This is a genomic window from Acidovorax cavernicola (assembly GCF_003581445.1).
Genome location: NZ_QXMN01000017.1, coordinates 1 through 23,785, shown reverse-complemented (window position 1 = coordinate 23,785; position 23,785 = coordinate 1). Strand labels below are relative to the sequence as shown.

19 protein-coding genes are annotated in these 23,785 nt (G+C 68.0%); 9 read left to right on the top strand and 10 right to left on the bottom strand.

Annotated features, from left to right (window positions below):
- Positions 1-6: 6 nt before the first annotated feature.
- Positions 7-639 carry an RNA polymerase sigma factor gene (locus tag D3H34_RS15115; RefSeq protein WP_119554328.1) on the top strand — a complete coding sequence of 211 codons (633 nt, stop codon included), beginning with the start codon at positions 7-9 and terminating at the stop codon, positions 637-639.
- 223 nt (positions 640-862) lie between these two features.
- Here the strand turns inward: D3H34_RS15115 and D3H34_RS15110 are convergent, their stop codons facing one another.
- Together D3H34_RS15110 and D3H34_RS15105 are read right to left on the bottom strand one after the other, a co-directional pair.
- Positions 863-1,846, bottom strand: a complete 984-nt coding sequence (locus tag D3H34_RS15110) for a Bug family tripartite tricarboxylate transporter substrate binding protein (RefSeq protein ID WP_119554327.1) — start codon at positions 1,844-1,846, stop codon at positions 863-865.
- A gap of 52 nt (positions 1,847-1,898) precedes the next feature.
- A complete protein-coding gene (locus D3H34_RS15105; protein WP_119554326.1) occupies positions 1,899-3,344 on the bottom strand; it encodes an amidase in 1,446 nt (481 codons plus the stop codon).
- A 336-nt stretch (positions 3,345-3,680) separates the two neighbouring features.
- Here D3H34_RS15105 and D3H34_RS15100 point away from each other — a divergent pair, with 336 nt between their 5' ends.
- The 3 genes from D3H34_RS15100 (at position 3,681) to D3H34_RS15090 (ending at position 5,998) form a co-directional block, all read left to right on the top strand.
- Positions 3,681-4,640 (top strand): LysR family transcriptional regulator, encoded by a 960-nt coding sequence (locus D3H34_RS15100; RefSeq protein ID WP_119554325.1) that lies wholly within the window; start codon positions 3,681-3,683, stop codon positions 4,638-4,640.
- Positions 4,641-4,872: 232 nt separating this feature from the next.
- Positions 4,873-5,262, top strand: coding sequence for a hypothetical protein (locus tag D3H34_RS15095; protein WP_119554324.1), 390 nt, complete (start codon positions 4,873-4,875; stop codon positions 5,260-5,262).
- A gap of 127 nt (positions 5,263-5,389) precedes the next feature.
- On the top strand, positions 5,390-5,998 hold the full coding sequence (locus D3H34_RS15090; RefSeq protein ID WP_119554323.1) for a trimeric intracellular cation channel family protein: 609 nt from the start codon (positions 5,390-5,392) through the stop codon (positions 5,996-5,998).
- Between the two features lie 139 nt (positions 5,999-6,137).
- Here D3H34_RS15090 and D3H34_RS15085 read toward each other — a convergent pair whose 3' ends face one another.
- The 3 genes from D3H34_RS15085 to D3H34_RS15075 all read right to left on the bottom strand — a co-directional run bounded on the left by D3H34_RS15085 (position 6,138) and on the right by D3H34_RS15075 (position 9,422).
- Positions 6,138-7,070: an MBL fold metallo-hydrolase gene (locus D3H34_RS15085; RefSeq protein ID WP_119554322.1), complete on the bottom strand. Its 933-nt coding sequence runs from the start codon at positions 7,068-7,070 to the stop codon at positions 6,138-6,140.
- Between the two features lie 105 nt (positions 7,071-7,175).
- Complete coding sequence (locus tag D3H34_RS15080) at positions 7,176-8,024, bottom strand: acid phosphatase (protein ID WP_119554321.1); 849 nt, start codon at positions 8,022-8,024, stop codon at positions 7,176-7,178.
- A gap of 72 nt (positions 8,025-8,096) precedes the next feature.
- A complete protein-coding gene (locus tag D3H34_RS15075) occupies positions 8,097-9,422 on the bottom strand; it encodes a porin (protein WP_119554320.1) in 1,326 nt (441 codons plus the stop codon).
- Positions 9,423-9,813: 391 nt separating this feature from the next.
- Between D3H34_RS15075 and D3H34_RS15070 the strand changes: the two genes are divergently transcribed.
- Positions 9,814-10,542, top strand: a complete 729-nt coding sequence (locus D3H34_RS15070; RefSeq protein ID WP_119554319.1) for a Crp/Fnr family transcriptional regulator — start codon at positions 9,814-9,816, stop codon at positions 10,540-10,542.
- A 35-nt stretch (positions 10,543-10,577) separates the two neighbouring features.
- On the opposite strand, the gene D3H34_RS15065 is transcribed toward D3H34_RS15070, so the two are convergent.
- From D3H34_RS15065 to D3H34_RS15045, 5 genes are all read right to left on the bottom strand, one after another.
- A complete protein-coding gene (locus D3H34_RS15065; protein ID WP_119554318.1) occupies positions 10,578-11,579 on the bottom strand; it encodes a Bug family tripartite tricarboxylate transporter substrate binding protein in 1,002 nt (333 codons plus the stop codon).
- A gap of 52 nt (positions 11,580-11,631) precedes the next feature.
- Entirely contained in the window at positions 11,632-12,981 is a 1,350-nt protein-coding gene (locus D3H34_RS15060; RefSeq protein WP_119554317.1) for a DUF1254 domain-containing protein, read from the bottom strand.
- On the bottom strand, positions 12,978-15,338 hold the full coding sequence (locus tag D3H34_RS15055; protein ID WP_119554316.1) for an arylsulfatase: 2,361 nt from the start codon (positions 15,336-15,338) through the stop codon (positions 12,978-12,980). Before D3H34_RS15055 ends, D3H34_RS15060 begins: the two co-directional genes overlap by 4 nt.
- Before the next feature lie 80 nt (positions 15,339-15,418).
- Complete coding sequence (locus D3H34_RS15050; RefSeq protein ID WP_286185761.1) at positions 15,419-16,411, bottom strand: Bug family tripartite tricarboxylate transporter substrate binding protein; 993 nt, start codon at positions 16,409-16,411, stop codon at positions 15,419-15,421.
- Between the two features lie 210 nt (positions 16,412-16,621).
- Positions 16,622-17,527 carry an alpha/beta fold hydrolase gene (locus tag D3H34_RS15045; protein WP_119554314.1) on the bottom strand — a complete coding sequence of 302 codons (906 nt, stop codon included), beginning with the start codon at positions 17,525-17,527 and terminating at the stop codon, positions 16,622-16,624.
- A gap of 402 nt (positions 17,528-17,929) precedes the next feature.
- On the opposite strand from D3H34_RS15045, the gene D3H34_RS15040 reads away from it, so the two are divergent.
- The 4 genes from D3H34_RS15040 to D3H34_RS15025 all read left to right on the top strand — a co-directional run bounded on the left by D3H34_RS15040 (position 17,930) and on the right by D3H34_RS15025 (position 23,718).
- Positions 17,930-18,973, top strand: a complete 1,044-nt coding sequence (locus tag D3H34_RS15040; RefSeq protein WP_205736729.1) for an AraC family transcriptional regulator — start codon at positions 17,930-17,932, stop codon at positions 18,971-18,973.
- 492 nt (positions 18,974-19,465) lie between these two features.
- Positions 19,466-20,245 (top strand): esterase/lipase family protein, encoded by a 780-nt coding sequence (locus tag D3H34_RS15035; protein ID WP_119554313.1) that lies wholly within the window; start codon positions 19,466-19,468, stop codon positions 20,243-20,245.
- Between the two features lie 37 nt (positions 20,246-20,282).
- On the top strand, positions 20,283-22,004 hold the full coding sequence (locus D3H34_RS15030) for a long-chain-fatty-acid--CoA ligase (protein ID WP_119554312.1): 1,722 nt from the start codon (positions 20,283-20,285) through the stop codon (positions 22,002-22,004).
- A 52-nt stretch (positions 22,005-22,056) separates the two neighbouring features.
- Complete coding sequence (locus D3H34_RS15025; protein ID WP_119554311.1) at positions 22,057-23,718, top strand: wax ester/triacylglycerol synthase family O-acyltransferase; 1,662 nt, start codon at positions 22,057-22,059, stop codon at positions 23,716-23,718.
- Positions 23,719-23,785: the final 67 nt, after the last annotated feature.

The window sequence follows — 23,785 nt, the reverse complement described above, 5'->3', positions numbered from 1 at the left end:
CATGTCATGGCACCCAGTGTCCTTTGCGAACAGGAAGCACCGCCTCGCGACGAAGCGGCCAACGAATCGCAAGACGAAGCGCAGCGTCGCCTTGCGCTGCAGGTCTTTCTCTGCTCCAACTATGAGGGGTTGCGGCGCAAGCTGACCCGCCATCTCGGGTGCGTCGAGATGGCCAGCGAATGCCTGCACGATGCCTGGCTACGGCTGGGTCACCTGCGGGTGGGGGCGCCTGTAGAGAACCCCAATGCCTACGTCTATCGAGTGGCCTGCAATCTGGCGATGGATCGTTTGCGTAGCGAAGGGGCTTGGCGCCATGTAGACGATCCGCACACCGCAGTCGAACTGGCAATCGACGACGCGCCGGGGCCTGAAGAAATGGCCTTGGTGCGCGCCGAAGTCGGTTCGGTCGACCGCGCGATGCAGGGCCTGCCCCGGCGTCACCGGGCGGTCCTGGAGGCATTGCGCATCGAGGAGAAGACACGCCAGGAGGTTGCCTCCCACTACGGCCTGTCGCTGCGCAAGGTGGACACCGTCTTGCGTCAGGCGCTGGACCATTGCGGCGCGATGACGGGGCGTCCCGTACTTGCTGGCATCAGCACATCCCGAAAGGCTCTGGCATTGCCAAGGATGGCCGCTTGAGCGGCATCGCGCCTGAGCATCCGGTTCTGGGCCGATCTCGAAGCCTCGCCGCAGGCGCGCGATATCTTTGACGAGTACCAGCGTGCCCGTGGGCGCGGTCTCGAGGAACTCATCGTGAAGGGCACGGCGCAGAGCGAGTTCACTCTTCACAACCCACGGGTGGTTGCCGAGGCGATCATCGGTGGGGTGAACCGGCTGCGCGCTCCGGCCTCACGTGCAGACGTCAATCCACCGAGATCTTCGAGCGCGCGGCGATGATGCGCAGCCGCTCGATCTCCGCCGCCACACGGTTGCGGTAGCTGGCCGGCGTGCCGTACTCGGGCTCGTAGCCGCTGGCCACCAGCTGATCGCGCGTGGCTTTCTCCTTCATGATTTCGGCGAGGGCCGCCTCGAGCTTCGCGCGCACGGGCTCGGGCACGCCCTTGGGCGCGACGATGGCGAACCAGGTGCTGAACACCACGGCGGGATAGCCGCTTTCCGTGGCGGTGGGCACCTGCGGCAGCAGCTGCGAGCGCTGCGCGCTCGTGACCGCCAGGGCGCGGACCTTGCCGGCCTTGATCTGCGGCGCGGCCGCGACGACGGTGTCCACCGACAGCGGGATCTGTCCGCCGATCAGGTCCGTCATGGCCGGCGCGCTGCCCTTGTAGGGCACGTGCAGGGCCTTGATCTCCGTGGCCGCGAGGAGCATCTCGCCCGCGAAGTGGGCGCTGCTGCCGTTGCCGAAGGAGCCGTAGGCCAGGTCGGTGAGCGACCTGGATTCGACGGCGAGGTCCTTGAGCGTGCCGGCCTTGATGTGGGTCGGGTTGGCCAGCAGGATCAACGGGGTGGAGCCGACGATGCCCAGCGGCTCGAAGGCGGTGGCTGCGTCGTAGGGCATCTTCTTGAGCACGACCGGATTGACGGTGTACGTGGTGGCCGCGCTCAGCAGGAGCGTGTAGCCGTCGGCGGGCGACTTGGCGACAGTGTCCGCGCCGAGCACCGTGCCCGCGCCGGGCTTGTTGTCGAGCACGATGGGTTGCCTGAGCCGCTCGCCCAGAGACTTCGACAGGATGCGGCCGATCACGTCGGTCGAGCCACCGGGCGGGAAGGGCACGACCAGCCGGATGGGGCGGCTCGGATACGGGTCCTGCGCGCTGGCGGGCCCGTGGGCGAATGCGCCCAGCGCCGTCAGGACCAGGGTGCAAAGGCGTCTTCTTCTCTGGGTCATGTGCATGTCTTGTCGGTGAGTTGGGAAATCGTGTGCCGCGACGCGTGGTGCTTCAGGGGCGTGGCCGGCGGCGTCCTGCGGGGTTGGCCGCTTCGAACTGGCGCGCGAAGGCCAGCAACGCACGCTCCTGGCGGAACCGGCCGACGATCTGGATGCCGATCGGCAGGCCGTCCGGGGTGAAGCTGCAGGGCAGGGAGATGGCCGGATGCCCTGTCACCGTGAGGCGACAGCACGAGCGCATCCAGCCGATGTAGTGCGGCATCGGCTCGCCGTCGATGGCTTGCGGGTACTCCTGCATCAGATCGAACGGCACCACCTGCGATACGGGCGCCACGAGGAAGTCGTGGCGTGTCAGCAGTGCCTGCATGCGCGTGAACATGCGGGCCCGGGCGCGCTCGGCCTCGGCGATGGCCTTGCCGTCGAGCGCCAGTCCGAGATCGATGTTCCAGCGCACCGAGGCCTTCAGCAGGTCGCCCTTGAGTTCGCGCACCGGGCCGTAGTTGGTCGCGAAGGCGAGCGCGCGCAGGGTCTCGAAGGCGAAGTCGGCGTCGCTGAAGTCGGGTTCGTCTTCCTCGACATGGCAGCCCATGGCCTCCAGGTGCGCCACGCCTTCGCGCAGCGCCTGGCGCACCGGCGCCTCGAAGGGCAGGCCGCCGAGGGTCGGACTCAGCGCAATGCGCAGGCCGCGTGTCTCCTGCAGTGCAGGCAGACCGAAGCCGTGGTCCGGGCGCGCGACGGAGAGCGGGTCCTCGGGGTCGTGGCCCGCGATCGCGTCCAGCAGCAGTGCAACGTCGGCGACGCTGCGGCCCATCGGCCCGCCGACCGTCAGCGTGTTGAACGGGTAGGCGCTCGGCGCCATGGGCACGCGGCCGATGGACGGGCGCAGGCCGACGACGTTGCAGAAGCTGGCCGGATTGCGCAACGAGCCACCCATGTCCGATCCGTCGGCCAGCGCCACCATGCCGCAGGCCAACGCGGCCGCCGCGCCGCCGCTGCTGCCGCCGGCCGTGACGTCGCTGCGGTAAGGGTTGCGCGTCGCGCCGAAGACGGCGTTGAAGGTGTGCGAGCCGGCACCGAACTCCGGCATGTTGGTCTTGCCCAGCCCGATCGCGCCCGCGTGCTTCTGGCGTGCCACCACGGCGCTGTCACGTGCCGGCACGTTGTCGGCGTAGGCCGCCGAGCCGAAGGTGGTGCGAACGCCCTGCGTGAGGAACGAGTCCTTGTGCGCAACCGGCAGGCCGAACAGCGGTCCGGGCTCGTGGCCATGCGCCAGCAGCACGTCGCAGGCCTCGGCATCCTGCAGGGCGGCTTCATAGGTCGGCGTGACGATCGCGTTGACGCGCGGGTTGGTGCGCTCGCATTGCGCGATGTGGGCCGAGATCACCTCGTGCACGCTCAGCTGGCGCTTGCGGATGGCGGTGGCCAGGGCCACGGCGTCGAGGAAGCACAGCTCGGAGACGGGAGCAGCAGGGGAGGACTTCTTTGCGAGAGAGGGCATGGTGAGGGTAAAGGGCAACGCAGGAGATGACTCGCATTGACGATAGGAGTCGCCCCTCTTCGCGTAAAGAACAGGGCGCCCGCGCATGGGGGCGTTGCTGGACGGGGCGTGCACGTTTGGCTGCGCCACGGCGGTGCATGCCGGGCCGGTCGAGGGCATTGACGTTGCGCTGCGGAACGTACCGTCAGAGGCATGCATCGCGGTGCAAGGAGCCGCAGGCGCGTGCGTCTCGGTGCAAACCCGAGTGAAAGCAGCTTTGCAAAATAAGCAAAGAGAATGCGAACGAAGGCGATGCAGAAGCAACATCAAATGCCATCCTGTCGCCCGGAGAAAGCCATGAAACTCACCAGCGTCCATGCCGCACCGTTGGCCCATTTCCTCGAGGTCGCCGACCGGGGCTCGCTGACGGCGGCCGCGGATGCGCTGCACATCACGATCTCCTCCGTCAGCCGGCAGGTGGCCCGGCTGGAGGAGGACCTGGGCGTGCAACTGTTCGAGCGCGACCCGCGCGGGATGCGGCTGACCGAGGCCGGCGTGTTCGTGCGCGAGTACGCGACGCGCGCCTTTCTCGAGGCGGAAGATCTGCGCGCCGAGCTGCAGGGCCTGCAGAGCCTGTCCAACACCACGGTGCACGTCAGTTGTTCGGAAGGCTTTGCCCACGACTACCTGCCCTATGTGATGGCGGGCTTCCACGGGCTTCACCCGGGGGTGCGCTTCACGCTGGAGGTGTGCTCACCGGCCGAGGCGACGCGCGCGGTCCGGGCCGGCGGTGCGGACGTGGCGCTCAGCTTCGCGATGGCCGCGCAGGAGGGCATCCACGTCGAGTACTCCGAGGACGCGCCGGTGTATGCCCTAGTTTCGAAGCGGCACGCGCTGGCTCGGCGCGAGAGCGTGGCGCTGAAGGAGTTGATGGACTATCCGCTGGTGCTGCCAACCGGTGCGAACACGATCCGGCAGCTCTTCGACATCGCATGCGGCCTGGAGGGACTGCGCACCGATGCGGCCATGACATCCAATTCGCTGGCCGCGCTCAACGCCTACCAGCGCCATGGCAACGCCGTGACCCTGTGCGGGTCGCTTTCCGTGCGCAACCGCCTGCGCGAGTCGCAGCAGGTCCTGATCCCGATCGACAGCCTCCCGCTGCAGCAGCGGCTCATGCAGGTGCAGTCGCTGGCCGGGCGCCGCCTGTCACCTGCGGTGCGCGCGTTCGTCGACTACCTGGTGGACGACATCAGGGGGCGGCGCAGAACCGTCAGGGGGCGCAGGCGAAAGCCGCGTGATAGCCATCGGCGCTAGGGATCGGTTGATCGCGCTGGAACTGCCGGGCGCGGGCGAGAAGCTTCAGGACACCTCGAAGAGCGACACCGATCGGCATCGGGGCGCTGCCCTTGAGAACTTAAAGATGCATTCCTGAGATGGCCGGGTTCGCAGTCGTGGCCAAGGCGTCTTCTTGTTGTTGAACTGCTGCAGCATCAGCTCTCTCTTCCATGCAGAATGCCGACGGCAAACTCTGAGAGGAGAAATTGAGATGACCTTTGACAGACGGCATTTCCGCGTTCTCGCTGCATCGATCGTTGCGCCCTTGCTGATGGTCGCGTGCGCCTCGCCTGAGGAAATCAAGGCAGCGGACAAACGAACGTGCGCTGGCTATGGTTTCGCCGAGGGCTCAGATGCATTCGCAAATTGCATGATGCAGGCGGACCAGCATCGTGCAGACCAGCAGGCCGCGCAGTTGCGGGACCAGCAGATGCGGATGGAAATGCAAATGGAGCGGGCACGGCTCAACCCACACCAGACCGAGCAAGTCAACTCTACGAACTCAGGCTGGACTCACGAGAACTGCCATTCGTCCGGCACCTCCGTCACCATCGGCGGCGTGACAAGCGGCTCGTCTTCAACCCATTGCTCTGGTCGGTAGCGCGCGCCCATCTTGGAAGCGGCCTATTGCGGTTCTTCCGCCGCGATGGCTGCCGGCGGCAGCCTGCCGCACACGGTGCCGACCCGTCCTTCTGACTGCGCCAATCCACGGTCGCGCTGAGGAATCCATGCTGCTGTACCTGCTCGATCTCGCTGGCGTTGCCGTGTTCGCAGTCAGCGGCGTGCTGGCGGCCGGCCACGCCGGGCTCGACTGGCTGGGCGTGGTCGTGGTCGCGTCGGTCACGGCTGTAGGCGGCGGCACTTTGCGGGACCTGCTGCTCGATCGTCATCCCGTGTTCTGGATTCGCGACGTGCGTTATGTCTACGCGATCCTGGCTGCCACCGCACTCGGCATCGCCTGGGTGCACGTCATGCCGCTGCCCGAACACGCGCTGGCCCTGGCCGATGCGCTGGGGCTCGGTTTGTTCGCCATCACCGGCGCCCAGGTGGCCGAGGAGCGGCGCCTGCCGGCCGTGATCGTGATGCTCGTCGGCACCATGACGGGTGCAGCCGGCGGCCTGTTGCGCGATGTGCTGACTGCTCGCATCCCGCTGCTGCTGAGCAGCGGCATCTACGGCTCGGCCGCTATCGCAGGCATCGCCGCATACCTTCTGCTGCAGGCTGCGGGCACGCCGCGTCGTTGGGCATTCCATGCAGGCGTGCTGCTGATCGTGGCGCTTCGGCTGGGCGGCATCTACGGCGGCTGGCACTTGCCGGTGCTGCGGTTGCCCGCCTAGATCGGCGGTTCTTGCGGGCCTCGCTGTTGACTGTCCTGTCTTGAGCCACGTCCAAGTCGTCGGCCACAGGATCGATCGATTCCCGGCGCGAGCTCTCGGCTGGACACGAACCGCGCTGCAACCGCCGTGCGAGAGCCGATCAGGCCCGGCGATAGACACCGCGCTCATCGACCTTCGCGCGTCCGTCGGCCAGCAACTCGGCCAGGTGCTGCGAGATCGTGCGCGTCTCGGCGGCCACCACCCACGGGCTTTCATGGCCCGGCGGGTAGAGCAGCCGCTGTTCGACGAGCTGTGCCAGCGTTCGGGGCGACTCGCTGAGCAACGCAAGCAGCCGCTGTTCGCGCTCGTCGATCTTCGCGGCAAAGGCCGCGAGGTCGTGCAGGAAGCGGTCGCGGTCCGTGTAGACGCCCCGGTGATGGGACGTGACCCAGACCTTCGCCGGGACGTCCGCCAATTGCTTCAGGCTGTGGCGGAAGTCCCGCAGGCTCGAGGTCGCATCGCCGTAGTAGGGGCCGAAGCCGGTCAGGTCGATGTCGCCGATGAACGCAACGCCCACGGGCTCGACCACCAGCACGGTGTGCCCCGCGGTGTGTCCGGGCATGTGGAACGCGCGGATCCGCGCCTGGCCCAGGTCCCAGGACGCGCCATCCGCATAGGCTTGCGCATCGGGCCGTGGCGCGTAGAAGAACTCCTGCTGGAGCTTGGCCAGCATCTCCTCGCCGATCGACGGATCGGTCATGCCCAATGCCGCGAGCATGCCGTCCCAGCTGCGTGCCGCTTCCACATCGGCCTCGTGCACGTGCACTGGTGCGTGGGGAAGGCGATGAAGCCCGGCCATGTGGTCTTCATGCACATGCCCCATGACCACCAGTTCGGCCGCGTCGAACGCGGGCCCGATGTAGTTCGAGACGATCGGTGTATCGAGCACCGCGAGCGTGTCTGTCCCGCGGATGAGCACCTGGTTGCCATCGGGGTACTTGCCGCTCTTCGTGCCGAAGAAAACGGAGACGGGGCCGAACTCCACGCGCTGGATGTGTTCCGGGCCGTAGGCTTGTGTTGCAGGGGCGCTCATGCGGGCAATCTTTCCTGGGTCGTGGTGCCACGAAGATCAGGAAGCGGCGCCGTCGCGTATTTTGCGGTTCAGGCGCCCCTCGCGCCTGTCTCCTTGGCGATGTCGTCAGGGCGCCAGGCTGGCGGCACCCGAGATCACGCTTGCCTCGGCCGTGCATTCGGCCGCGGGCGGTGCGCTGTCCGCACGGCTGCGCGCCTGCGCGACCTCTTGCCGGGCCGCCGCCATCTGCGCGGTGAAGACCGGGTTGGCATGCAGGCGGCTCACGGTTGCCGCGCCGATCAGGCGACCCGCCTCGATGTCGCTGCGCCAGTGCACGCCGCAGATGCCGCGGCTCTGCGCGAAGGCGCGGCCCCGCTGCAGCAATGCGTCCGTGCGCTCCGGTGCGATCTCGGTCAGCACCAGCGCCCAGGCCCAGCCCAGCGCCGAGTGCCCGGAGGGATAGGAGCCGTCCTTGGCGAGGTGCGCTTCTTCCTTCGGCGTGCAGCTCCCGGTCTTCAACATGACGAAGGGCCGCGTGCGCTGGTACTTCTCCTTGGCCTTGTAGGTGGCGCCGCCCGCATCGGCGAGCGTGCGACGCAGCAGCATGTTCAGGTGCGGCGTCCGCTGCTCTGAGATCTGCACGCCCAGGGCGCACGAGAACGTGGAGGCGGCCTGCGGAAAGCGCAGGTTGGCATCGCGCACCGCGAGCGCGCCGCGCGGCGTGCCTTGCAGTGCCGTGAGGCTGCGGAACGCGGCGACATCGGCGGCCAGGGCGGCCGAGCCCGCTTCGGGCGGCGGCGGCAGCAGCGCGAGGCTGTCGGGCTGTTCGGCCTGCGCCAGGTAGCCCTTGAGGTAGCCGGAGCCCGGACGCGTCTCGCCGACGTCGGCGGGCGAGGTGGTGGGCACGGGCGACGTGGCGCATCCGCCGACGAGCAGGGCCGCCATGAGCAGCGGCCAGAAGGATTTCAGATTCATGGTGCCTCTTTCGAAGAGAAGAAAGACGCCCGGGCGGTGACGCACCGGGCGTGCGATGCGTGATGCGTCCGATCAGAACGCGTGGCGGATGCCGAAGTCGTAGCCCATCGACGAGCGCGGTGCCCAGCCCGCGGCCTGCGCGGTGCCGCCGCTGAGGTAGCTGGCCGAGCCGCCGGTGATGGCGCCCATCACGCCGGGGTTGTTCCAGCCGTCCTTGATGCGGATGCGGGACACCGAGGCATACAGCGCGGTGCGCTTGGACAGGTTGTGCACGTAGCCCAGCGAGATCTGGTTCGCCGTGGTGTCGCGGTTGCCGTTCAGGCCCCACAGCAGGCTGTTCAGGTCGGTCGGGGCCGGCGCGCCGTTCCTGTACTTCACCGAGGCATACGACGCGCGGATGAGGCCGGGGCCCACGGGAACGGTCACGCCGAGCAGGTAGCCGTTGTACTTGTCCTTGCGCGTGGTGCTGTTCATGAACGGCACCGCCAGGCCCGGCAGGCTCTGCAGGGCACCGGTCTCGTTCTTGTCCTGCACGCGCGACACCTCCGCGAACAGCTTGGCGGGGCCGAAGTTGTACGACGCGCCCAGGTTCAGCGAGTTGATCTTGCGCTCCTGCGTGGCGGTCGCGATGCCCAGCGCGTTGAGCGTGGTGCTGTCGGCGGCGGTGCTCTGGCCGTAGGCGATGGCCATGTCGAGCGGACCGCTGGCGTAGCCCACGCGCCCGCCCACGTAGCGGCCCTTGGCCGACGGCGTGCCGATCTGGTCGCTGCGCTTGGTGTTCTCGTGCAGCGTGTACTGCACCTGGCCGTAGACACCGCCCAGGTTCGGCGGCAGGAAGTAGCTGATCGAGTTGCCGGTGCGGATGTAGTTGTCGGTCGAGGCCACCACGGAGCCGGGGCCGGCAATGGCAGCGATGCGGCTGTTGATGTTGGCGATGAGGTTGGTGCCGACGCCGTTGGTGCCGAAGGGGTCGAAGATGGTGTCGTTCCAGAAGGTCGCGGCGTAGTCGCGGCCCAGCCGCAGCTCACCCCACGGGCCCGACAGGCTCATGGTCGAGCGGCGGTTGAAGTTGGTGATGCCCTTGGCACCGTCGTCGTTCGTGATGCCGGACTCGAGCCAGAAGCTCGCGGCCAGGCCACCGCCCAGGTCTTCCGTGCCGCGAAAGCCGACGCGGCTGCCTGCATAGCCCGAGTTGGACATCGCGGTCTGGCTGGTCTTCGCGCCGCCCGCCGCGTTCGCCGGAGGCAGCGCAAAAGGGTTGGGGCTGTGGTATGTGCTCTTCGACGTGTAGCGGCTGATGCCCACGTCGACGATGCCGAACACCGTCACGGACGATTGCGCCGATGCCGTGCCGGCGGTGGCGAGGAGGGCCAGTGCGGCCAGGGAGTGATGTTTCATGGCAGGTCTTGCGTCTCTTGCTTCTTCAGGGATGAACGAAGCCGCTGGTGCGCATCGCTGCGTTCCAGGGCTCGGGTGTTCCGAAGGGCGGATGCCCTCCGGTGACTTCGGGAAAAGGGGTGCGCTTCTAGGCGCGCGCAGGTGCGGGTGGCACCGGCCTTCGCATCACGGCACTCGCATCGCGGTTCGCGTGCGATGTCGCGTGGGCGACGTGAAGAGCCATGTCAACGAAGGGTTCACGGGGCTGCGAAACAGCGGCATGCGCGCAGGCAGGGAGCGTGTGTGTCTCACTTAGGGAGTTCCTCGTTGTTCTTTGAATGGCCAGTCCTATGATAGGAATCGCTGCTCTTCGAATCCGTCAACCAGGCAACAGTTTTTGCCGAGTCATCCCATGGAATACCCTCAACAAGCATCGCAGAGCACAAGGGAACAGATCGAGCATTGGCTGGCTGCATGCCCGGTGTTTCTCGACTGGCCGAAAGACCGGTTGCGCGAGCTGGCGAGCTTCGCGCGCGCCAGGCACTACCGGCGCCGCACACCGCTCGTGAGTCGCGGAGGCCACCCGCGAGAGGTGTTCGTGATCGTGTCGGGATCGATCGAGGTCGCGGCCACCAACGCGGCCGGTGACAAGTACATCCTGTCGGTGCTCGGGGCCGGCCAGATCACGCGCCTGGTGCATCTGATCGACGATGTGCAGCCGATCTTCGCGTTCGATGCGCGCGCGGACTCCCAGATCATTCACATCTCCGGCGTCGCGCTGCGGCGCATCCTCGATGCGGAGCCGGTGCTCTGGCGCAGCATCGCGCAGATCATGCTGCGGCGTTATCGCATCAGCGCCGAGATCCTGCAGGACCAGGTGCTGGGCTCGGTGCGCCGGCGTACCGCGATCACGCTGATCAACATGGTGTATCGCTATGGAGACGAGCGCGGCGGAGCGTGCGAGACCGAGCTGCGCATCTCGCAGACCGACCTGGCGAACATGCTGGGCGTGTCGCGGCAGACCGTCGGAAAGGAACTGGCGCAGCTGAAGGAAGAGGGCGTGCTCGGCTGCAACGAGGGCTATCGCCTCATCACAGTGGTCGATCTGCCCAAGCTGCACCGCATTGCCGCGGAAGACTGAGGCCCGCGCGCACGGGCCTCGGGGGGGGCGTGCAATCAGTCCAGCGTCACACCCGTGGCGCGCGTGAGCTTCAGCGACACGGGCAGGAAGGCCTTGTAGGCCGCCGTGGCCTCGGCCGGCGCGTTGCCGATGGGCTCGGCGCCCATGTCCTCGATGCGCTTTTGTACGTCGGGCTGCTTCACCACCGCGGCGACTTCGCGACTCAGTTTCTCGACGATGGCATCGGGCGTCTTGGACGGCACCAGCAGCGAGGTCGGCGCCATGAGCATGAAGATGTCGTCCTTGTAGCCCTGTTCGGCGAAGGTCGGCACCGACGGTGCGGCCTTGGCGCGTTGCGCGCCCGGCACGGCGATCGCGCGCAGCTTGCCGGCGGTCACGTAAGGCTGGAAGGTGCTGATGGACCCCACGGTCATCTGGATCACGCCGCTGAGCAGGTCGACCGCCATCGGGCTCTCGCCCTTGTAGGCCGCGTGCAGGGTCTGCGTACCGTAGGTCTTGTCCATGAACACCTGCATCTGGTGCGGCTGCACGCCGGGGCCCCAGGAGCCCATCGCGTACTTGCCGGGCGCCTTGCGCACCGCCTCGACGAGGCCCTTGAAGTCCTGCGCCGGCACGGACGGATGCACGACCATGATGGTGCGCGTGCTCGCGATGTCCGACACATGGCGCAGGTCGGTGCGCGGGTCGTAGGGCAGCTTCTTGTACAGCGCCAGGTTGGCGGCGATCGGTCCCGGCACCGACAGCAGCACGGTGTAGCCGTCGGGCGCGCTCTTGGCCACGTAGTCGGTGCCGATGATGCCGCCCGCGCCGCTGCGGTTCTCCACCACCACCGGCTGTTTCAGGCGCTTGGAGAGCCCGTCGCCGACCAGCCGCGCCAGCGCATCGGCCGAGCCGCCGGCCTGGTACTGCACGATGATGCGGATCGGCTTGCTCGGGTAGTCGGCCTGCGCCATGGCGGTGCCGGCCGCCAGGTGGAGCAAGGCGATGCACAGGCCGGATGCGCGCAGTGCATGGAGACAGAAGCTGGAACGGTTCATGGGACAGGTGTCTTTCGGATGAGAGGCGATGCGATCGGTTCGCTCGGTGTGGTCAGGGCAGGCGCTGCAGCACCGGTGGAGCCCAGCGCCCGTCGAGCGCCGGTGCCTGCGGCACGTACAGGCGCAGGTTCATGCTGAAGGGGCCCGCGGGCGCGGGCAGCCAGTTCGAGGTCTTGTCCTCGCCCGGCGAGGCATGCTGGATGTACAGGTCCAGCGAGCCGTCGGCGTTGAAGGACAGCGCGTCGCGGTCGCCGATGGCGTAGCGGTCGAGCGCGTTGTCGACGAAGAACTGGTCGGGCCCGTACAGGCTCAGCGACCAGAATGCATCGGCCGGCGGCAGTTGCTCCTTGTCGAAATGCAGCACATAGCGCGCGGCACCTGACAGTGGTTGGCCGTCGCTGTCGCAGACCGAGCGCGGGTACAGCGCCTCCTCGCGCGGCAAGGCCCCGAGTCCGCTGTGCGCGACGAAGGCGCGCGCCAGGTAGTCGTTGCCGTAGACCCCCACGTTGCTGCCGAAGCTCCAGCCGTTGCGCACCATGCGCAGCGCCGGCGCGCGATCGAGCATGCGCCGGTAGGCGTCGGGTGCCGCGCGCTCGAGGGCCCGTTGCACCACCTCGGGAGCCTGTGCGAGCGAGAAGCTGCGGCCTGCGACCAGGCCGATGCGCTCCATGCGCAGCAGCAGCGCACCGTCGGCCGCATGCGGCGGGTTGCGCTTGAGCAGTTCGGCGAAGAGCGCGAAGAAGGCACCCGCGTCGAGCGCGGCCACCTGCTCGACCGGCGGGCGCATGTCCATCGCCGGATCGACGCGGCCGGGCGCAGGGGGCTTGCCCCCATCCGACAGCGACGCGGCCTCGAAGCCTGCCTGCAGTGTGTGCACATGGGCGTAGTCGGCCGCGCCGTTGGTCTGGATGCGACCGACGATCCAGCCCACATCCGTCGGGCTCACGATGGCACGCACGCCTTCGGGCAGCGTGCCTTTCCAGCGCGGGCCGACGAGCGCGAAGCGGCCACCGCCGTTGCCGTTGGTGCGCGTGCCCAGCGTGGCGAACACATCGGTCCACAGGTCGTAGAACGGGATGACGTGGTAGCGGTCGCCGGTGTCCGGCAGCGTCAGCATCAGCGGCGATTCGCCGACGTCGTACCAGATGTTGGAGTACAGCGTGTCGGCGTTGGGGCGCACCACGTCCTTGAAGCTCGCGTCGGGGTAGGCCGGCACATGCACGAAGCGGTTCATCGGGCCGCGCACGCGCGCGCCGTCGGGCTGCGCGACGTTGGTTGCCACGCGGCGCGTCAGCTCCATCACCACCATCGGGTAGGCGTAGGTGTAGGCCTCGATGCCGATGGCATGGGCTTCCTCTTCCGTGGTCACGGGCGCGGATACCCGGGGGCCGGACGACGTCATGCCTGCGCTCCCGCGTAGCGCAGCCAGACTTCGTGGATGCATCCGTCGAAACGGAACGGCGCGCGGTCGAAGTACTCCGCGGCCACCGGCGAGCCCAGGTCGCAGCCGATGTCGAAGGTCTCGCAGGCCGAGAAGATCGCCGTGACGGTGACGCCGATGTCGCACGCCGCCACCTGCACGCCATCGACGCGCAGCACGGCGCGCGCGGGGCGCTGGGGCGCGGTGCCTTCGCTCATCGTGAGCTGGACTTCGAGCGCGTGGCGGCCGATGGCGATGCGTTCGCTGGAGCGCGCCTTGAAGCGGTACATGCCGAGCATGTTGTATTCGTAGGCCAGGTACCCGTCGTCCATGTACAGGCAGATGCCGCCGTTGAAGCCCCCCAGCGCGAACAGCACACCGTGGGCGCGCTCGCCCAGCGTGGCGTCGACGGTGGCCGTGTGGTTGCGCGTCTTGATGTTGGGCGCGCAGTTTTCCGGGATGCGCGTGATGTCGCCGGTGAAACGCCAGGAGGTCTGCGCGGGCGTGATCCGGTCCTGCGGCTTCAGCGTGAGCTGGTAGACGGCGCCCAGCGGATAGACCTGGTTGATGCCCGCCTGCACGGCGAAGATCTCCTTCATCTGCGCGAGCTTGGCCGGTTGCGCCTGCGCCAGGTCGTGCGCCTGCGCGTAGTCGTTGGCGACGTGGTACAGCTCCCAGACATCGTTGTCCGGGTCCCAGGTGGCCAGCCCGGGGGCTGTGCCCGCCACCCACGGAATGCGTGGGCCGAACACGCCCGCGGTCCATCCGTCGTGGTGCACCATGCGGCTGCCCGCCACCTCGAAGTACTGCACTCCCTTGCGGCCCTGCGCCTGCGGATGAGCGAAGGTGTAGGCCATCGAGATGCCGTCCAGCGAGTCCTGCTTCACGCCGTTGAGTTCGACCGGCGGCGTGATGCCCAGGATCTCGTAGAGCGTCGGTGCGATGTCGTTGACGTGATGGAACTGCGAACGCGGCGTGGCGTCGGGCCGGATGCCGCGCGGCCACGACACGACCAGCGGCGTGCGCGTGCCGCCGAAGTGCGCGGCGATCAGCTTGGTACTCTGGAACGGCGTCGAGCCCGCCCAGGCCCAGCCGGCGTGGTACATGTTGTCGGTCTTGTGGCCGCCCAGCGCGTCCAGGCCGCCCAGGCTCTCCAGCAGTTCCAGGTGTTGCGAGATTTTGGTGGAGATGCGGTTCTGCGCCAGCAGCTCCACCACGGTGCCGTTCTGTCCTTCGGCGCTGCCGCCGTTGTCGCTGAACACGAAGAACACCAGTGTGTTGTCGCGCAGCTCGAGACGCTCCAGCTCGTCGACGACCTTGCCGATCTGCGCGTCGGTGTGCTCCAGGAAGCCCGCATACACCTCCATCAGCCGGCGCTGGAAGGGGCGCTCGGCTTCGGGGATGCTGTCCCAGCTGGCGAGCGTGTCGGGTCGCGGCGTCAATTCGGCCGTCTCGGGAATCCAGCCCATCGCCTTCTGGCGCACAAAGGCGCGCTCGCGGTAGGCGTCCCAGCCGTCGTCGAACTTGCCCTTGTACTTGTCGGTCCACTCCTTGAAGACGTGGTGCGGCCCGTGCACCGCGCCGGGCGCCCAGTACATCAGGAAGGGCTTGTCGGGCGTGATGGCGCGGTGGCGGCGCAGCCAGCCGCAGGCCTTGTCGGCCATGTCTTCGCTCAGGTGATAGCCCTCGTCGCGCGGCGGCTCGATGAGCGTGGTGTTCTCGACCAGGCGCGGCTCGTACTGCGAGCTCTCGCCGCCCAGGAAGCCATAGAAATGATGGAAGCCGTGGCCGGTGGGCCAGCGGTCGAAGGGGCCCATCTGCGTCGTCAGGTTGGCCGGCGTGTTGTGCCACTTGCCGAAGGCCGCCGTGTTGTAGCCCCAGGCGCCCAGCACCTCGGCCAGCGTGCCGGCGCTCTTGGGGATCACGCCCACATAGCCGTCCCAGTCGGTGGCGTACTCGGAGATGTGGCCGTAGCCCACGCGGTGCGCGTTGCGTCCGGTCAGCAGCGACGCGCGGGTGGGCGAGCACACGCCGCAGTTGTGAAAGGCGTTGTAGGTGATGCCGCTTCCGGCGAGCCGCGTGAGCGTGGGCGTGCGGATCTCTCCGCCGAAGGTGTCGGGGTGCGCGAAGCCGGCGTCGTCGAGCATCACGATCAGCACGTTCGGCGCATCGGCCCGCAAGGGCGGCGCGGCCTGGCGCCGCACGTGCGTGGACTCCGACAGCTTGCGCCCCGCGATGCTGGCGCTGGGCGGCGCGTCGAAGGGCAGGTGGCTGCCCTGGCCGGGCGTGGTGTTGAAGCCGCCGGGGCCGGCGGAGGAGTTCGTCTTGTCTTGTGTCATCGGGTGGTTTTTGCGGACGCACGAGGCCTCGATGTCCGCGAGGCCCCGGCGTCGTGGTGGATGGGAAATCCGGGCTTGCTTCAGTCCAGCGTGACGCCGATGGACTTCACCAGCACGCTCCAGTCCTGCAGGTCCTGGCGCAGTACCTCCTTGAACTGCGCCGGCGTGGGCTGCGGCAGGTCCGTGAAGTTGAGTTCGCGCAGGCGCTTGAGCACGGCCGGGTCCTGCAGGGCGCGATAGATCTCGTCGTTCAGGCGCTGGACGATGGCGGGCGGCGTCCTGGCCGGCACGAAGAAGCCGTACCAGGTGTAGTTCTTGAACGGATACCCGGCCTGCGTCATCGTGGGCACGTCGGGCAGCATCGGCAGGCGATCGGAGCCGCTGTAGGCCAGTGCCTTGACCCGGCCGGCCTTCACCACTTCGATGGTGGACGAGATGTCGGCGAAAGCGGCGTCCACCTGGCCGCCCATCAGGTCCTGCACGCAGGGGCTGCTGCCCTTGTAGGGCACATGCAGCAGCGAGATGCCGGCCTGCTTCTTCAGGCCTTCCATCGTGAGATGCCCGCCCGAGCCGTTGCCCCAGGAGCAGTAGTTCAGCTTGTCGGGGTGGGCCTTGGCGTAGGCGACGAAGTCCTTGAGCGTGTTCGGCGGCAGGTCCTTGCGCACCAGCAGCAGGTTGCCGCCGCGCCCGATCTGGGCGATGGGCGCGAAGTCCTTGAGCGGTTCGTAGGGCAGCTTCTTGTAGAGCGACGGATTGATCACCATCGTCGCGGCGTAGGTGAACAGCACGCGCGAGCCGTCGGCCGGTCCCTTGGCGACGTAGTCGACGCCCAGGATGCCGTTGGCGCCGGCGCGGTTGTCGACGATCACGCTCTGCTTGAACGCCTTGCCCAGCACATCGGCGAACAGCCGCGCGATGAGGTCGGTGCCGCCGGCCGGCGGCGTGGGCACGACGATGGTCACTGTCTTGCCGGGATAGCTGGCGGCGTCCTGTGCCGTGGCCGCGCCAGCCAGGCCGAGAAGGGGCAGCACCAGCAGTGCCGTCCGTGCCGATTGCAGCAATGTCCTGTTCACGGAAATGTCTCCTTGGAATGGATCGAGCGGGCTCCCCGCCTCTCGGCGCGTCCTCGTTGGCATCGAGGGGGAGCCGTCTTCCCATGCTAGGAAACGGCGGCAATCGATTCCGTCAACCAGCCGACAGATTCGCGGGTATCGGCTCAGTGAATACCCTCTGGCCCGTCACCGGGCGCGTGCTGTGTTGGATCTGCAGCGCACGCGTCGTGGTCAGGCCGCGTGCCGGGCGATCGCGTCGATGATCGGCGTCCAGGTGACCCGGGGCAGCGCGTGCCCCATGTCCTTGATGGTCACCATCCGCGCGCCGGGAACATGGCGTGCGACGTCCTGGCCGCATTCGATCGGCACCAGCGGATCGGCATCGCCGTGGATGACGAGCGTGGGCGCCTGCACCGAGGCCAGCCGCTCCCTGCGGCTGCCGGAGGCGATGATCGCCGCGAGCTGGCGCGCATAGCCGGCCGGGTTGAGGCCGCGCTCGTAGGTGCGCGTGGCGCGCGCGGCGTCGAGCGCCTCCTCGTCGGGATAGGCCCCCGCGCGCAGCACCTTCATCACCTGCTGCTGCCGCGCGATGTAGCCCGCACGGTCCGTCGGCGCGGGCGTGAGCAGCACCTGCAGCGCCTCGGGCTTCGGCGGCGGCAGGCCGTGCGCGCCGCTGGTCGCCATGATCGACACCAGCGTGCGGATGCGCTTCGGGTGGCGCAGCGCGATCTCCTGGGCGATGGCGCCGCCCATCGAGGCGCCCACGATGTGCGCGCTGTCGATGCCCAGCGCATCGAGCAGGCCGATGGCATCGTCGGCCATGTCCGCGAGTGTGTACGGCACCTGCGATGCATCCACCGGCAGGCCCACGAGCGCCTGCCCCAGCAGCTTCGCCACGTCGGGAATACCCGCGGCGTCCAGGCGGGTGGACAGCCCGATGTCGCGGTTGTCGAAGCGGATGACGCGATAGCCGCGCGCGGCAAGGCTTTCGCAGAAGGCTTCGTCCCACGCAATCATCTGGGTGCCCAGGCCCATGATGAGCAACAGTGGCTGCGCGGCCGTGTCGCCGAAGCAGTCATAGGCCAGCCGCAGGCCGTTGGCAGTGGCGAACAGGGCAGGGGGCGAGTCTGTGTGCATGGTGTTGAACGTTCCAAAGGAAGGGAAAGGAAGCAAAGGGAGTGCAGGGAATCGTCGGGCCCGGCGCGCGTGCTTTCGCAGCGGCGCGAGATGCCGCTTCGATGCAGTGTGCTGCACACGAGAGGTACGCGAAGCAGGGTATCCATGGGGGGGGCGCGGTGCATTCGGGCAGGGCGCGCGCTGGGTTCGCGCAGGTGTTTCGACGACCATCTTTCTCCGGCGTCCGGCACCGAGAAAGGTTCGTTCAGACCACCCGGGAGTGACTTCGGGACAATTTCGCGCCATCGGGAAATTCCGCATCTGATGCCCCTTGCCGCTTCGATATCCTCGCGGCCACCTTCAAAAACGCGAGGCCTTCGCGGCCTTCGCAATCGAAGAGAGAAGTGTTCTGAAGGGATTGATTTGCCGTACCGTTCGCCACCCGACTTCGAGTCACGCGTCTACGGACCGCAACGTGTCGCAGCCATCGTCGCCACCCTGGTCGAGGAAGGCATTGCGCCGGGACAAGCCCTCACGGGAAGCGGCATTGCCGAGGACGATCTGCGACAGCCGTCGATGCGGATCTCCTACGAACAGGCCGCCGCCGTGTTCCGCAACGCCGTGCGCCTGGCGCCCGGTCCCACGGTCGCGTTCCGCGCGGGCATCCGCATGCACCTCACGGCCTATGGCATGTATGGCTATGGCCTGCTCAGCAGTCCGACGCATGCGGACCTGATGGACTTCGTCATCAAGTACAACCGCGTCATGGGCCCCGTGGCCGGGCCGGTGGCCTACCTGCGCGAAGGCGCGGTCGGTGTCCTGCCCTACGAGGTGCTGCTGTCGCCCGACCCGGACGATCCGCTGTATCGCTTCGCGCTGGAGTTCGCCATGGCCGCGCACCTGCGGCTGGGGCGCGACCTGTACGGCCCGTCGTTCGGCTTCGCGTCATTGCAGGTGCGCTTTCGCGAGCCCGAGGACCTCAGTGCCTACCGCACGCTGTTCCGTTGCCCGGCCATCTTCGCGCAGGACCGCGACGAGTTGAGCATCGGCGCGCCGTGGATCGACCATCCCTCGCGCCTGCCCGATTCGGTCACGCACGCGATGGTGAGCGAGATGTGCCAGCAGGTGCTGGCCGACCTGCCACGCTCCAGCGGCGTTTCATCGGTGGTACGCCGCACGCTCATCGACCACATGCCGTGGCGCTTTCCCACCATCGAGCCGATGGCGGCCGAGCTGTCGATCCATCCGCGCACGCTGCGCCGTCGGCTGGAGGCCGAAGGCACCAACTACCGCGGCATCCTCGCGGACGTGCGCCGCGTGCTGGCCATCGAATACCTGCGCACCACGCGCATGACCACCGAGGAAATCGCCGAGCGACTGGGCTACAGCGATGCGTCGAACTTCCGCCATGCCTTCTCTCGCTGGACCGGGCGCAGCCCGCAGGATTACCGCGCGCCAAGGCCCTGAAATCCTGAGCCGCTGAACATTGTGCGCCCTTGCACCCTCGCGCTTCGCGAGGGCTGCGTGCCCGTGCGCGCATGCGGTTCGGATCGTGCGAGTAGCTCCGCGAATCGCGTCCCGAAATCACCGCGAACTGGTCTGAACGCACCTTTCCTTGTCACAGGCCTCGCGGAAAGATCGCGCTCAGATCAAACAAGAGACAACGCCCGATCCGAGCCCCTCGATGGCACGGACGAGGCCGACAGGAGACAACATGGATGCACCTCGCGGGTGCCGGAACATCCGGCGCCGATCGGCAGCACGCGGCGGGTTCACACCATGCATGCACGTGGCCACCACAGCCCCGGACCGCCCTCGCGGCGGGAGCGGCGCTTCCATTCCTGATTCCCGCATCGCCTGCGAATTCGCCGCGCGTGTCTTCGCGTTCGGCGACGGGCATGCCGCGCCTGCACCGTCGGCACGGACCTCTTCGACCTTTCCCCCAACCGAGAAAAAACCATGACCGCAACCTCTGCTGCTGCCCCTCCATCCCGCCGCCTGCTGATGCTCGAATGGCGCGCCGTCGCCGAGCTGTCCGCCTTCTTCACCATGGCGCCGATGCTGCGGATGGCACCGTCGGGCGACGGGCATCCCGTGCTCGTGCTGCCCGGCCTGTCGGCCAGCGATGCGTCGACGCAGCCGCTGCGCGCCTTCCTGCGCGACCGCGGTTATCGCGCGCATGGATGGAAGCTCGGACCCAACTTCGGCCCGCGTCCCGGCGTGGAAGACCAGATGCAGGAGCGGCTGGCCGAACTGCACGAACGCTACGGCCGCAAGGTGAGCATCGTCGGCTGGAGCCTGGGCGGCGTGTTCGCACGCGAGCTGGCACGCCGCGCGCCGTCGCAGGTGCGCAGCGTCATCACGCTGGGCAGTCCCTTCGCGGGCGAGCCGCGCGCGAGCAACGCGTGGCGGCTGTACGAGATGGTGAGCGAGCGCAAGGTCGAGGACTGGCCCGAGCGCGAACGCATGCGCACACCGCCGCCCGTGCCGGCCAGCGCCATCTACAGCCGCACCGACGGCATCGTCGCCTGGCAGGGCTGCCGCGAACGCGAGAGCGCGACCTCCGAAAACATCGAGGTCGAGGGCAGCCACTGCGGGCTCGGCCACAACCCCGTGGTGCTCTACGCCATTGCCGACCGGCTGGCTCAGCCCGAGGGGGAATGGAAGCCGTTCCGCCGCGAAGGCCTGCGCCGCCTGCTGTACCTCGATCCGCATCGCGACGTGCGCAAGGCGGCCTGATCCATCGCAATCGCATCACCTCATCCGGAGACAACACATGAACCGCAGCAACGACAAGCCCTGGCTGGCCTCCTACCCCGAGGGCGTGAAGTGGGACGAGACCATCACGCCCAAGCCGGTCCAGCAGATCCTGACCGATGCGGTGGCCGGCCATCCCGACCGCCCGGCCATCGACTTCATGGGCAAGCGCCTGAACTACCGCGAGCTGGGCGCGCTGGTCGATCGTGCCGCCAAGGGGCTGCAGGCCCTGGGCGTGCGCCCCGGCGTGCACGTGGGCCTGTTCCTTCCCAACACGCCGCACTACCTGGTGGCGCTGTTCGGCGTGCTGCAAGCGGGCGGTACGGTGGTCAACTACTCGCCGCTCGATGCGGCGAAGGTGCTCGAGCACAAGATCGAGGACAGCCAGACCGACTTCCTCATCACGCTCGACCTGGCGGCGCTGTATCCGCAGATGGCCGCGATGCTCGGCAAGACGCGGCTGAAGAAGCTCATCGTCGGCAACCTGGCCGAGATGACGGGTGCGCCGCAGCAGGTGGCCGCGCAGATGAAGGCGAAGAACGAAACCGTCGACATCTCGGGCGACGAGCACCACCTGCGCTTTTCCGAACTGCTCGACAACGACGGCCGCTACACGCCGCACCCCATCGGCGATCCGCGCGAGGCGCTGGCCATCCTGCAGTACACGGGCGGAACCACCGGCCTGCCCAAGGGCGCGATGCTCACGCACGCGAACCTCTCGTCGGCCTGCGAGCAGGTGGTGATCACGCAGTCGGGCACGCCGCCGGTGCTGCAGATGGGCACCGAGCGGCTGCTCGCGGTGCTGCCGCCGTTCCATATCTACGCGCTCACGGTCAACCTGCTGCTGGGCGTGCGCCTGGCGGCCGAGATCGTGCAGCACCTGCGCTTCGACCCCAAGGCCGCGCTGCGCGACATCGCCGAGAAGAAGCTCACCACCTTCTGCGGCGTGCCCACCATGTTCACCGCCGTCATCGGCGATCCCGACACGCCGCAGTACGACCTGCACTCGCTGAAGCTGTGCAACTCGGGCGGCGCGCCGCTGCCGATGGAGGTCGGCGAACGCTTCCGTGCCATCACCGGCACCTGGCTAGCCGAAGGCTGGGGCATGACCGAGACCTCGCCGACCGGCACCTTCTCGCCCGCGCACGGGCAGCGCAAGGCGGGCTCGTGCGGCATTCCGCATCCGGGCGTGGTCATCAAGATGCTCGACCTCGAAGATCCCACGCGCTACGTGCCGCTGGGCGAGAAAGGCGAGATGTGCATCCAGGGCCCCAACGTGATGAAGGGCTACTGGAACAAGCCGGAAGCCACGGCCGACAGCACCACCTTCGACGGCTTCTTTCGCACCGGCGACGTGGGCTACATGGACGAGGACGGCTTCGTCTTCATCGTCGACCGCTGCAAGGACATGCTGCTGTGCAGCGGCTACAACGTCTACCCGCGCGTGCTCGAGGAAGCCATCTACCAGCACCCGTCGGTGAACGAGGTGGCGGTGATCGGCGTGGCCGACGAATACCGCGGCCAGTCGCCCAAGGCCTTCGTGATGCTCAAGGCCGGCGCCGAGCCCTTCACGCTGGCGCAGCTGCAGGCCTTCCTCAAGGAACGCGTGGGCAAGCACGAGATGGTGCAGGCCCTGGAGATCCGCGCCGCGCTGCCCAAGACAGCGGTGGGCAAGCTCTCCAAGAAAGACCTCATGGACGAAGAGCTGCGCAACCAGGCCGTCGCCGCAGCCACCGCCTGAGCGCAGCCGCCTTTTCAATCCCAACCGATCCACCGACGAAAGAGGCCACGCCATGGACCACCTGAGCAGCATGGACGCGTCGTTCCTGCACCTTGAAACTCCCGAGACGCCGATGCACGTCGGCAGCCTCATGCTCCTGGACCTGCCCGAGGGCTACCGGGGCGACTACTACGAAGACGTGAAGGGCATGCTCGGCAAGCGACTGCACCTGGCGTCGGTGCTGACACGCAAGCTCGCGCAGATGCCCTTCGAGCTGGCCGAGCCGGTGTGGATCGACGACGACGACATCGACCTCGACTACCACGTGCGCAGCCTCACGCTGCGCCGGCCCGGCACCATGGAACAGCTGCACCACCTCGTGGCGCGGCTGCATTCGAGCCTGCTCGACCGCAGCCGTCCGCTGTGGGAGATGTACGTCATCGAAGGACTGGAGAACGGCCAGGTGGCCTTCTACACGAAGGCCCACCACAGCGGCGTCGACGGCAAGGCCGGCACCGAGCTGGCCAAGGTGCTCTACGACACCACGGCGCAGATGCGCGAGGTGCCGCCCGCGCGCCGCAAGCGCGGCAACGGCAGCCACTACCAGCTCGGCGTGGCCGAGCTGCTGCAGGCGGCGGTGTCCAACTCGGCGCGCCAGTACCGCAAGCTGGCCGAGCTGCTGCCGGCCGCCGCGCGCGCGCTCACGGCGGCCGGCAGCGTGCTCGCGAGCCAGCAGACCGGCAAGGGCCAGCGCCGCTTGAGCCTGGGCATGGCGCCCAAGAGCATGTTCAACGACGCCATCACCAACCAGCGTTCCTACAGCACGCTCTCGCTCCCCTTCGACGAGCTGAAGGCCCTGGGCAAGCGCGTGGGCGGCACCGTCAACACCATCGTGATGGCGATGTGCAGCGAGGCACTGGCCCGCTTCCTGAAGGAACGCAACCTGCTGCCGAAGGAAGCGCTGATCGCCGGCGTGCCGGTGAGCCTGCGCGCGGAGGGCGACGATTCGATGAACAACCAGGTGTCGATGGTGCGTGTCGACCTGGCCACCGACATCGCCGACGCGGCGGAACGCTTCAAGGCGATCCATGCGTCGTCGGAGGCGGCCAAGGCGGTGGTGCGCGAGCTCAAGCCGGTGCTCGGCGTGGACATGCCGATCACCGGTTCGCCCTGGCTCATGACCAGCCTGGCCTCGCTGTTCGGCCGCTCCAACCTGGCGCGCCGGTTGCCGCCCACCGCGAACGTGCTGATCTCGAACGTGCCCGGCCCCGGCGCCACGCTCTACGTGGCGGGCGCGCGCATGGCGCACTTCTATCCGGTCTCCATTCCGTACCACGGCAACGCGCTGAACATCACCGTGCAGAGCTACGCCGGATCGCTCGACCTCGGCCTCACCGCGTGCCGCCGCATCCTGTCGCAGGAAGAGTCGTACGAACTGATCGGCCACTTGCGCGCGGCGCTGCGGCAGATTGAGCGGCTGCCGAGCGTGGAGGGCGCTGCCAAGCCGGTGGTCGTGAAGGAGGCCGAGGTCGAAGCCAGGCCTGCGCCCGCCAAGGCGGCCGCGACCCCGCGCCGCGCGAAGGCGCCCGCCGCCTCCAAGACCCGCACCGCCACGGCCACTTCTGCTGCGACGCCCGCCAGCAGGAAGCCGCGCGCACCGCGCAAGGCGGCCGCTCCTGCCAAGGGCAAGCGTGCCGCTGCTGCTGCTGCTGCTGCTGCTGCTGCTGCTGCTTAGTCTTTCCGACGATCCCTTCACCGACCGACACCCAAAGGAAGCAAGACCATGACCCCCACCCCTGCGC